This is a genomic window from Moorella naiadis (nom. illeg.) (assembly GCF_051020825.1).
Taxonomy (GTDB): Bacteria; Bacillota; DSM-521; order Neomoorellales; family Neomoorellaceae; genus Neomoorella; species Neomoorella naiadis.
Map to the genome: position 1 here is coordinate 41,380 of NZ_JAXGFQ010000021.1, position 10,981 is coordinate 52,360.

Genomic DNA, 10,981 nt, shown 5'->3' on the forward strand with positions numbered 1-10,981 from the left:
GCTGGAGCGAATTGCCGTTGTCGGTGCCGGCAGTTGGGGGACGGCCCTGGCTGTCCTGCTGGCGCGGAAAGGTTTCCGGGTTAATCTCTGGGCGCGGCGGCCGGAACAAGTGACCGCATTAAAGAAACTAAGGGAAAACAGGGCCTATTTGCCGGAGGTGGTCCTGCCGGCAACGATTACGCTTACAGCAGATCTGGCGGCGGCGATCAGGGAGGTAGATCTCGTCGTCCTCAGCGTTCCTTCCCACGCCGTCCGGTTAATGGCCCAAGAACTCCGACCTCTCTTACCTGCAGGTGTAATTATCGTCAATACGGCCAAGGGCCTGGAACTGGAGACGAAAAAACGCTTATCTACAGTTCTGGCTGAAGAGGGCCTGGACCGGGTGGTGGTTTTATCCGGCCCCAGCCATGCCGAGGAAGTGGGACGCGGCCTGCCCACCACCGTCGTGGTGGCTGCCGCCGACCGGCAAACAGCGGAGTACGTCCAGGACGTTTTTATGGATCCTACCTTTCGCGTTTACACTAACCCGGATATTACCGGCGTGGAGTTCGGCGGGGCCTTGAAGAACATCATTGCCCTGGCTACGGGAATGGCCGACGGCCTGGGGCTGGGAGATAATGCTCGCGCCGCCCTTATGACCAGGGGGATGGCGGAGATCGCCCGCCTGGGGGTGGCCCTGGGCGGCAAAATCCTGACCTTCGCCGGCCTTAGCGGCATCGGCGATTTGATTGTTACCTGCACCTCGATGTACAGCCGCAACCGCCGTGCCGGGATCCTCCTGGGGCAGGGTCAGGCCCTGGAGGAAGTCCTGGCGGCAGTAGGCATGGTGGTGGAGGGTGTCCGGACTACGGCCGCAGCCCGGGAACTGGCCCGCCAGTATAACATCCGCATGCCCATTACCGAAGAAATTTACCAGGTCCTTTATCAAGGCAAACCTGCCAGCGACTGCGTGGCCGCTCTGATGGAGCGCCCCCGGACCCACGAGGTAGAAATAGGCGCCTGGTAAAACCAATAACCCGCCCTCCTAGCGGGTTCTTTTCATGGTTCAAGCCGCATAGATTCTTTCTTAAGAGGTTAACCAGAAGGATAGCACTAACTGCCTACCCCTGGAATTAGGTTAATCCTAGGGGTTGTCCTAAAAAATTTTTTCCGGGTTATATTTTTATGGTTGACTCATATAAATGTACTGTTAAAACATGCCAGTAGCCATGCGGACGGAAAAATTCAGGTCTGGGGAGGGAGAATACGGGGTGGAAAAACGGGACATTTTCCGGGACATAACCGAACGTACCGGTGGCGATATTTATCTCGGTGTCATGGGGCCGGTACGCAGCGGCAAATCAACCTTCATCACGCAGTTCATGGAGAAGCTAGTGCTGCCGAACATCAAGAACCCCAACGATCGGGACCGGGCCAGGGACGAATTGCCCCAGAGCGGCGCCGGTCGCCTGATCATGACTACGGAACCCAAGTTTATTCCCAATGAAGCGGTGGAGGTCGCCGTCCGTGAGGGGCTGAAGATGCGGGTGCGGCTGGTGGATTGTGTCGGCTACACCGTACCAGGGGCCCAGGGTTATGAGGACGCCGAAGGACCCCGGATGGTGCGGACCCCCTGGTTTGAAAACCCGGTCCCCTTTCAGGAGGCCGCCGAGACGGGGACCCGCAAGGTCATTACCGATCACGCCACCATCGGCATCGTGGTAACTACTGACGGCAGTATTACCGAGATACCACGCCAGGATTATATTGATGCCGAAGAACGGGTCGTCTGGGAACTCAAAGAGCTGAGTAAACCCTTCGTTATTTTGCTCAATTCCCGGCACCCCCTGGACGAGGAGACCATCGCCCTTGCCGGTGAGCTGGAAGAAGCCTATGACGTGCCGGTGCTGCCGGTAAATTGCCTGAACTTAACGGAGGACGACATCCTCCATATCATGGAGGAGGCCCTCTACGAATTCCCTGTGGCCGAGGTCAATGTCAACCTGCCCCGCTGGGTAGACGAATTAGAAAACGACCATTGGCTGCGGCAGCAGCTGGAGAACGCCGTCCGGGAGGCCGTGGGCGAGGTCCGGCGCCTGCGGGATATCAACAACGCCATTGAAAAGCTGGGCGAAAACGAATATATTTCCCGCGTTGCCCTGAAGGATATGGACCTGGGTACCGGCACGGCTCACATTGATATGGGTACCCAGGAGGGTCTTTTCCACCGGGTGCTGCGCGAGCTCAGCGGCCTGGACATCAGCGGTGACCAGGACATCGTCCGCTGGATCCGGGAACTGGCGGGCATTAAAAAAGAATGGGATAAAATCGCCTACGGTATCCAGGAGGTCCGCAACACCGGCTACGGCGTGGTGACGCCCACCGAAGAAGAGATGGAGCTGGCGGAGCCGGAACTCATCAAGCAGGGCGGCCGCTCCGGCGTGAGGCTCAAAGCTACGGCGCCATCCTACCACTTCATCCGTGCCGACATCACTACCGAGGTAACGCCCCTTATCGGCACCGAGAAGCAGTGCGAGGACCTGGTCAAGTACATCATGGAAGAGTTTGAGGATAACCCCCAGAAAATCTGGCAGACCAACGTCTTCGGCAAGTCCCTGAGCGACCTGGTCCGGGAAGGCATCCAGAGCAAGCTCTACCGCATGCCGGAAAACGCCCAGGTGAAGCTTCAGGAGACGGTGGAGCGCATCGTCAACGACGGCGGCGGCGGGCTGATCTGCATCATAATTTAGGTTACAATAACGGCCGGGGTGCGAACCCCGGATTATTTTTTTTAGGAAATATCTGTTGTGGGGTTAAAATTAGGTATTGCAAAGGGTATAGTTATAGAAAAGGGTATTGGGGGTTAGCCTTCGGTTTTGCTTTTGGTCTTTATGGAAATTAAAGTAGCCGCCTATGCCGCCCAGGCGGTACCAGCATTGGGTGAAAAAGGCAAGGCGCGTTATTTGCAGGATAAGACTACACTAAGGAAGAGAAAAATTTTAATAGTAGCATGTAATTTAGAAGGAATTGTCTATCTAACGTCGAATATATGTATAGACAGGAAGACAGGCTAAGTAAAAATATTTCTCAAGGGGTAGATGGGAAAGGCATAAATTTTAGACCAAAGGTGCAGAAGGAGCTTTTATTTGAATTAAAATGCTGGAGGGTTAAAGTAAATGTTAATAATCGGCGAAAAGCTTAATAGCTCAATTCCAAGTATACGTCAAATTATTAATGATAAAGATATCGTGGCTATTCGGGACCTGGCACTCAGGCAAGTGGCGGCAGGAGCTGACTACTTGGATTTGAACACGGCACAGTGTAACGAAGTGGCTGATATGGAGTGGCTGGTGTGTACAGTGCAAGAGGTAACCAATGTGCCCCTATGCCTTGATAGCACAGAAGGGGAGGCAATAAAAAAGGGCCTGGAGACCGTCAAAGGCGATAAGAGCAAGGTGATAATCAACTCCATTTCCATGGAAAAAAAGCGCTTGGAGGAGGTGCTGCCCCTTGTGCTCGAATACCAGTGCCCGGTAATCGGCCTGACGGTGGACGACAACGGCATCCCGAAAACCGCTGAAGACAGACTTAAGATAACCGAGCGCTTGATAGAAACCCTGAGGAAAGAGAACTATGATTTGGACAAGGTGTATATCGACCCCCTGGTTCTTCCTTTGGCTGTTAACCATACCAATGCAGCGATGTTTTTCCAGTGCCTTATGGATATTAAACGATTGTTTAAAGTGAAAACGGTATCCGGTTTAAGCAATATTTCATATAACATGCCGAAGAGGAAGCTCATCAACCGATACTTCCTGACAATATGTATGGCGAGCGGCATGGACACGGCCATTCTCGACCCCCTGGACCGGAAAATCATGACCGCAGTCACCACCGCCGATCTATTGCTGGGTAACGACCGTTTCGGGAAGAACTTTTTAAAGGCGTATCGCCAAGATTTGTTAGAGGATTAAAGTAATACTTCAGCCATTCTACAGGTAAGCTACGATTTTCAAATTTATAGGGGGGTGGAGTAGTACGGTTGAGTAAGAAGAAATGAAAGAGGGACCTGATGTAGTGCATCATTTGAAGAATCACATAAGCAAAAGGAGGAATAAGGGTATATGAGTAATAAGGAAAAGCTCTATCAGGAACGGTTAAAGCGTTACTCCATAGCTATGGAATGCGGCAAGCCTGACAAGGTTCCGGTTGTTTTTCCATTGGGCGACTGGGTAGTTAGGTATACAGATAGCACTATTCAAGAAACGTATTATAATTTCGATAAAGAAACAGAAATTATCTGCGATATCGTTAAAGACCTTGATTTTGATACAATGTTTGGCTTCCTCATATTATGGTGGCCGCCCATATATGATGCCATGGGTTCCAAATACTATAAGTTTCCCGGCCTCCAAATGGAAGCAAACGTTGGTTACCAGTATGTAGAAGGAGAGTATATGAAGGCCGAAGACTATGATGATTTTATCGCCAATCCTACCGCATGGCTGGCCAATAAATTTTTACCCCGGATCAACGAGGAGTTTGCCGAACCGGGGTCATACCGGGCTACGGTGGCCTTAATTAAGAGCGCCGCAGGATTTGCTATGGCCAATGCCAACGCGGCTATAAAAGGTGAAAAACTGGCAAAAGAATATGGCGTAGTACCCAGTGGGACGGGGATGACCAAAGCCCCGTTTGATACCCTGGGGGATGCCTTGCGGGGGATAAAGGGTATCTTGTCGGACCTTCGCCGGCGACCCGACAAGGTTTTAGCCGCCTGCACGGCGATTGTACCCCATAACATCGCCTATGGCAGGATTACTGCAGCAGGCGATACATCCCTACCCTGTTTTGCCCCCCTACATCGCGGGTCGTACCCGTTCCTGAGCATGGAACAGTGGGAAAAATTCTACTGGCCGTCCTGGAAAGCGGTTATCGAGGGCCTCTGGGCGCAGGGAAAGAGGACCTTCTTCTTCGCCGAAGGAGACTGGACGCCGTACCTGGAGAAGATAGCCGAGCTACCCGAAAAAAGTATCGTCTTTGCCATTGATAATACTGATGCCCAAAAAGCGAAGAAGATTCTCGGCGGAAGGTTCTGCCTGTGGGGCGGTGTTCCCACCACGCTCCTCACTTATGGCACGCCGCAACAGGTAAAGGATTGTGTCAAGCAGGCTATTGACGAACTGGCCTGTGACGGAGGTTTTGTCCTTGCGCCGGGCGGGGTGGTTCTGGGTGATGCTAAGCGGGAAAACATCATGGCAATGCTCGAAGCGGCAAGGGAATACGGGGTTTATTAAAAAAGGAGGGATAGTCGATGGCGGACAAAAGGCAAATAGCATTCGTTCCGGAAGCCGGTACCTGTTTGCCATGGAGGGTTAAGATAGACGAAGTGGGGGAAATCCCCGGTAATGAGGAAATTGTTAAAAAAGAATGGGAGAAACTCGAGGCCTTTGCCTATGCCTTTATCTGGTACTGGGTACAGCGCTAGCCAGCAGTAATATTTAACTATTTAAAGTAGGAGTGAGGTATTTATGCTAGCAGATACTTTATCAAAGGCAATGGCAGAATTAGAAGAAGAGCAGGTACTCACGCAGGTAAAAGAACGCCTGGGAGGGGGAGTCGCGCCCTTGGAGATTGTCAAAACACTCCAGGAAGGTATGATGGAAGTAGGCAACCGGTTTGAGTCGGGGGAGTATTTCCTGAGTGAATTAGTTATGGCCGGCGAGATAATGAAAGGCGCTATGGATATCCTGGAACCACGCCTGGGCGGAGAGAGTGGAGATCACAAAGGAACTATAGTAGTCGGTACAGTGAAAGGAGATATCCACGACCTGGGTAAGAATATTGTCATCATGCTGCTAAAAGGGGCCGGGTATAAAGTGGTCGACCTGGGAGTGGATGTGCCGAAGGAGAAGTTTATTGAAGCCCTACAGGAAACGAAGGCGCCCCTGGTAGGCATGAGCGTGCTCTTAACCAGTTGCCAGGAGGCGATGAAAGAAACCATTGAAGCGATCCGGGGTGCAGGTCTGGACACCAGGGTGGTCATTGGAGGTAACTATATTGATGAAACTGTCAAGAACCATGTAGGAGCCGATTATTATGCTATCACGGCCACCGATGGAGTTAAGGTGGCGGCGGAAGTTTTCAAAGCATAGTGTTTGTGCATGGGAGGTTGACAGTGATAAGGGATGGGGCCTGAAACATGGCCCCTCTTTTTCACAGGGAAATTAGCAGGCATTGCTTTAAATAAAATTTAATTGTAACATGTTGTTATACAGCTTTGCTTTTCGGGAGGGGGGAAAATAGTGACGCCGGAAGAAAAGCAGGAGCAAATGTTCGCTTCGTGGCTTTCAGGCCAGGGCATCCATTTTGTTAGCCCGGAAGCGGAAAAGGCTTATAGAGAAAGGGTAAGCCGGCTAGAGGCCGCTATTCAGTTACAGAAGGTGCCGGATCGAGTGCCGGTATGCCCAATTACTGGTTTTTTCCCTGCTTATTACGACGGAATGACGGTTAAGGAAGCAATGTATGATTATGATAGGGCGGCAGCGGCCTGGAAAAAATACGTTCTGGATTTTGCACCGGATGCCTATATAAGCCTCTTCCTGGATCCGCCAGGTAGATTTTTTGAAATCCTCGACTATAAATTATACAAATGGCCGGGACACGGTACCCCTCCGGAAATAACTTATCAGTGTCTTGAGGCTGAGTATATGAAAACCGATGAATATAATGTTTTGATTCAAGACCCTTCTGATTTTTGGGTCAGGATTTACCTTCCCCGCATCTTTGGCGCCCTTAAACCCTTCGAGAAATTAGCCCCCCTCACCGACGTCGTAGAAATAGTGATGACCTGCGGCAGTTTTCTGCCCTTCGGGTTGACCGAGGTACAGGAGGCTTTTAAAGCCCTTTTTGCTGCGGGGAATGAGGTTCGCCGCTGGGTCAATATGCTGCGTATTGTGGATCAGGCGCTTCAAGGGCAGGGGTTTCCTGCCTTTCTAGGAGGGGTTAGCAAGGCTCCCTTTGATATCCTCGGCGACACCCTCAGGGGTACCCGTGGAATCATGCTGGATATGTACAGGCAACCAGAGAAACTGCTGGAGGCCCTTGACACCATAACCCCCCTCGCCATTAGGATGGGTGTGGCCACGGCCAGGGCCGCCGGCCACCCGCTAGTATTTATGCCTCTTCATAAAGGTGCCGATGGCTTCCTGTCAGATGAACAATACAGAACGTTTTACTGGCCGACGTTAAAAAAAGTTATTATGGGCTTATTTGAAGAAGGGCTGGTGCCTTTCCTGTTTGCCGAAGGCGGCTATAATTCCCGTTTAGAAATCATTAGCGATCTACCGCAGGGGAAAACGGTATGGCTGTTTGACGACACCGATATGGTCAGGGCTAAAGAAATCCTGGGTGACATAGCCTGTATCTCCGGCAATGTGCCCATTACCCTGTTAAGCCTTGGAACACCGGAAGAAATAAAAGAATACTGCAAGCAGTTAATAAAAACTGCCGGTAAGGACGGAGGTTTTATACTGGGCTCCGGAGCGGTAATCGAAAAAATAAAGCCGGAGAACCTGCGGGCGTTAATAGAATCCGCCAAAGAATTCGGCAGTTACTCCTGAGCCCTTATCCCGGCCGATTTTCCCGTGCCATCAGTTGGCCTACCGTTTTTGCGCTTCCTTGATACTTAAACCGGAGTGTAGATGATTTATAATCCTAATGATGACGGCCAATACCAGGATGCCGGATTGAGGGAATTAATTACCGCTATTGTCCCTCGCGGGGCGCAATTAAATGAGATATGCCCGGGAAGGGAGCGCCCATTGTAAAAATCTTGTAAGGAGGCAACTTTTTGCGCAGTCTGATTATCGCCTGCCGGGTCATGGAAGAGGAGCTACGTTCCCTAGCCACCGGTCGTGAGGAGCTGCTTTTCCTCGATCAGGGCCTGCATCGTTCTCCGGAGCGATTGCGGCAGGCCCTGCAGGAAGCTATTGACGCTGCTGTTGATTATGATATTATACTCCTGGGTTATGGGCTTTGCGGCGGGGCATTGGACGGCCTGCATGCTGGTCCCTGCCCCGTTATCATTCCTAAGGTTGATGACTGCATTCCCTTGCTTTTAGGATCCGTCGCTGCTAGGGGAGGGTGGCCGGCGGGAACCTACTTTTTATCATCCGGATGGTTGGCCGGGGAAGAAAATATAGTCCGTGAATACCGGCGTTGCCTGGAGCGCTACGGAGAAGAGCGCGGTCGCTGGATCTTGAAACAGCTTTATAATCATTATCAAAATCTTGTTTTTATCGAAACAGACTTCGGGCAGGGCACCTGCTCAACCGGGACAGAACTACAAGTTAACCCTGACGCTACTTCTTCCATGTCGTTGAACCCCGGGGCCCTGGCAATGGCTCGACAATTAGCTGTAAACCTGGGGTTAACTTTTAATGTATATCGGGGGAACAGCCTTTACCTGCAAAGGTTGACCCAGGGTCCCTGGGATAATAACTTTTTAAAAGTAGAACCACGGCAAAAAATTTCTACTACAGCTTTCTGGAACTTAGAGGTAGGTGAAAAATGAGAAATGGTCATTGATAAAAACTCCTTTGTCCCGCCATATTATCAATTAGCGCAGATACTTGAACAGCAGATTAAATCGGGTCAATATCGTCCCGGCGATAACCTCCCTTCAGAGGCGGAGTTAAGTGAAAAATACGGCCTTAGCCGGATGACGGTACGCCGCAGCCTGAGCCAACTGGCCCGGGGCGGGTTGATTTACAGTGAACAGGGGAAGGGTACTTTTGTCTCGCGTCCTCGCCTCGACCGAGCGGTTTTTGTCATGGAAGAGTTTCATACAGAGATGGCAGCCAGGGGTTTTTGCTCCAGCGTCCGCCTCATGGAGGCCAGATTGGTATCAGCTCCTGAAAAGGCGGCAACCAAACTCCAGTTGCCGGCAGGAGAGAAGGTCCTGTATATTCGCCGCTCCCTCCTGGCTGATGGCGAGCCAATGGCTTACGATCGTAAGTACCTGCGCTATGATCGTGGCCGACCGATCCTTGAGAACGAACTCCAATACCAGGCACTATTGCAAATGGTGGAAAAACACGCCGAAGTCCTGCCGGTGAGCAGTCAGATGACCCTGCAGGCAACGGTTCTAAATGAAGAAGAAGCTCGGGCCCTGCGCGTTGCTCCGGGAACGCCGGCTTTTTTACTGGAACAAATCCTTTTTGATAATATGGAGAAGCCAGTTGGATGGGGATGGTGCCTATATCGCGGTGACAGGTACCAGTTGAGTTCCCAGCCGCCTGTTTTCTAATTAATACCAGAAGTCTGGAGGTGGACAGTTTGAGCCTTTTAGCCCAGGCTATGGGAAAATTGGAGGAAAAAAAGGTACTGGAACTCGTCAGTCACAGCCTTGCTGTCGGGCAAGCACCCCTGGCAATTGTTGAAGAATGTCGTAGGGGATTGAATATAGTTGGCGAGCTTTACGCCCGCGGCGAGTATTTTTTGAGCGATCTGGTGATGTCTGCGGAGATTTTCCAGGAAGCCTTGAAACTTATCGAACCTTATCTGAAAGCACCCCTTGCTGATATGCAAGAACCAGCCAAAGCAGATATTGTCTTTGGTACAGTTGAAGGGGATATCCACGACATCGGCAAAAATATTACTATCTCCCTACTGCGTTGCGAAGGTTTTCGGGTCTATGATGCCGGAGTAGATATACCACCGGACGTCTTTTTAACAATACTCCAGAAAACTGGTGCCCGGATTCTGGGCCTCTCGGCCCTGTTGACTTCTTCCTTTGAGTCTATGCGTCGCACCGTTCACCTGATACACCTGGTGAAAAGCACGGCCCCGGTAAATATTCTCATCGGTGGCCTGGTTAATGAACGTGTCTGCCAGTACGTTGGCGCCGACGCCTGGGTCCGGGAAGCCGGGGAGGGAGTAGCCATCTGCAGCCGCTGGTTGCGGGGAGACGACAGGAAAAAATTTGCCGACAGCTAATAAATGAACCAGTTGGGTGGATTTCTCTAAAACATTCCGTCCTACCCTTTTATCTTATCGCCGGATATGATAGAATTAAACAAGAGGTAGGACCACTTGTCCATGGGTAGGAGAGGTACTTTTGCGCCATAACCTGACAGATGAGAAATTGTTCCAACCCATCAACCGCAACCCGAAGAGTGTCTATAACCGGGTGGTAGATGAAATTAAAAAAAGCATCTTTGAGGGTAAAATGAGCCCCGGCGACCGCCTGCCGGCGGAACGGGAGCTGGCCGAGATGCTGGGGGTGAGCCGGACTTCCGTCCGGGAGGCCCTCAAGATGCTGGCAGTCGAAGGCCTGGTGAGCATCCGCCACGGCCAGGGGGCCTTCATCAGCGAGCAGGACCCGGATGAGTACTTAAAGCGTTTTGCCAGCCACCTGCCCGTCAACCAGGATACCGTCCTGGATCTCTTCGAGGTGCGCAAAGTTCTGGAGCCGCAGACGGCCCGTTGGGTAGCCGAAAGGGGGAGCCAGAGCGCTATCCAGGAACTGGCTTCTATGGTTACGACCACCAGGGAGCAGCTGGGGCGGTTGCGGAGCGGGCGCCTTTCCCTCCTAGCTGGCCATGACAGCAACTTCCATTACCACCTGGCCCTGGCAACCGGCAATGCCGTCCTGGTAAGGTTGATGCACAGTATGCTGGATCTCCTGGCTGATAGTCGTTCCCGCAGTCTGGCCATCCCCGGCCGGGGGGAACGCTCGGTGGATGAGCACTACGAAATTGTCCAGGCCATCTTACGCCGGGACGCCGAGGCAGCTGCCATCGCCATGTTGCATCACCTGGAAGACGTCGAGAAGCAGGTAGCTGCCGCCTGGAAAGCATAAAACAGTGCTGACGCATTAACAAAAAGGACCTTGCGGCGCTTGGATTAATTACAGGTAGCCAAAAAATTTTATTGCAAATAGGACTGGACAGGCACGAGCCAATCTGAGATAATAGCCTCGGAGAAATGGAGAGGTGAA

At 51.8% G+C, this 10,981-nt stretch carries 12 protein-coding genes; all 12 read left to right on the forward strand.

The annotated features are described in order from the left end of the window. Window position 1: 1 nt before the first annotated feature. The 12 genes from SDD30_RS12710 (at window position 2) to SDD30_RS12765 (ending at window position 10,843) form a co-directional block, all read left to right on the forward strand. Window positions 2-1,006, forward strand: coding sequence for an NAD(P)H-dependent glycerol-3-phosphate dehydrogenase (locus SDD30_RS12710; protein WP_434075309.1), 1,005 nt, complete (start codon window positions 2-4; stop codon window positions 1,004-1,006). Between the two features lie 244 nt (window positions 1,007-1,250). Continuing rightward, window positions 1,251-2,729, forward strand: a complete 1,479-nt coding sequence (spoIVA, locus tag SDD30_RS12715; RefSeq protein ID WP_434075298.1) for a stage IV sporulation protein A — start codon at window positions 1,251-1,253, stop codon at window positions 2,727-2,729. 126 nt (window positions 2,730-2,855) lie between these two features. Next, the gene (locus SDD30_RS12720; RefSeq protein ID WP_434075299.1) at window positions 2,856-3,053 is read left to right on the forward strand and encodes a hypothetical protein; all 198 of its coding nucleotides are present in this window, start codon (window positions 2,856-2,858) and stop codon (window positions 3,051-3,053) included. Between the two features lie 102 nt (window positions 3,054-3,155). Continuing rightward, a complete protein-coding gene (locus tag SDD30_RS12725) occupies window positions 3,156-3,953 on the forward strand; it encodes a dihydropteroate synthase (RefSeq protein ID WP_434075300.1) in 798 nt (265 codons plus the stop codon). A gap of 150 nt (window positions 3,954-4,103) precedes the next feature. Next, window positions 4,104-5,276, forward strand: coding sequence for a uroporphyrinogen decarboxylase family protein (locus tag SDD30_RS12730; protein ID WP_434075301.1), 1,173 nt, complete (start codon window positions 4,104-4,106; stop codon window positions 5,274-5,276). Between the two features lie 17 nt (window positions 5,277-5,293). Then, on the forward strand, window positions 5,294-5,467 hold the full coding sequence (locus tag SDD30_RS12735; RefSeq protein ID WP_434075302.1) for a hypothetical protein: 174 nt from the start codon (window positions 5,294-5,296) through the stop codon (window positions 5,465-5,467). 43 nt (window positions 5,468-5,510) lie between these two features. Continuing rightward, window positions 5,511-6,134, forward strand: coding sequence for a cobalamin B12-binding domain-containing protein (locus SDD30_RS12740; protein WP_434075303.1), 624 nt, complete (start codon window positions 5,511-5,513; stop codon window positions 6,132-6,134). Window positions 6,135-6,284: 150 nt separating this feature from the next. Next, a complete protein-coding gene (locus tag SDD30_RS12745) occupies window positions 6,285-7,601 on the forward strand; it encodes a uroporphyrinogen decarboxylase family protein (RefSeq protein WP_434075304.1) in 1,317 nt (438 codons plus the stop codon). Window positions 7,602-7,831: 230 nt separating this feature from the next. Further along, on the forward strand, window positions 7,832-8,554 hold the full coding sequence (locus SDD30_RS12750) for a DUF1638 domain-containing protein (protein ID WP_434075305.1): 723 nt from the start codon (window positions 7,832-7,834) through the stop codon (window positions 8,552-8,554). Between the two features lie 3 nt (window positions 8,555-8,557). Further along, window positions 8,558-9,289 (forward strand): GntR family transcriptional regulator, encoded by a 732-nt coding sequence (locus SDD30_RS12755; protein WP_434075306.1) that lies wholly within the window; start codon window positions 8,558-8,560, stop codon window positions 9,287-9,289. A gap of 29 nt (window positions 9,290-9,318) precedes the next feature. Next, on the forward strand, window positions 9,319-9,978 hold the full coding sequence (locus SDD30_RS12760) for a cobalamin B12-binding domain-containing protein (RefSeq protein ID WP_434075307.1): 660 nt from the start codon (window positions 9,319-9,321) through the stop codon (window positions 9,976-9,978). A gap of 121 nt (window positions 9,979-10,099) precedes the next feature. After that, complete coding sequence (locus tag SDD30_RS12765; RefSeq protein WP_434075308.1) at window positions 10,100-10,843, forward strand: FadR/GntR family transcriptional regulator; 744 nt, start codon at window positions 10,100-10,102, stop codon at window positions 10,841-10,843. The last annotated feature ends 138 nt before the right edge of the window (window positions 10,844-10,981 follow it).

Bases quoted from the DNA above. Each gene is read 5' to 3' on its own strand.
- SDD30_RS12725 (WP_434075300.1), top strand. From the start codon at position 3,156: ATGTTAATAATCGGCGAAAAGCTTAATAGCTCAATTCCAAGTATACGT.
- SDD30_RS12730 (WP_434075301.1), top strand. From the start codon at position 4,104: ATGAGTAATAAGGAAAAGCTCTATCAGGAACGGTTAAAGCGTTACTCC.
- SDD30_RS12735 (WP_434075302.1), top strand. From the start codon at position 5,294: ATGGCGGACAAAAGGCAAATAGCATTCGTTCCGGAAGCCGGTACCTGT.
- SDD30_RS12740 (WP_434075303.1), top strand. From the start codon at position 5,511: ATGCTAGCAGATACTTTATCAAAGGCAATGGCAGAATTAGAAGAAGAG.
- SDD30_RS12755 (WP_434075306.1), top strand. From the start codon at position 8,558: ATGGTCATTGATAAAAACTCCTTTGTCCCGCCATATTATCAATTAGCG.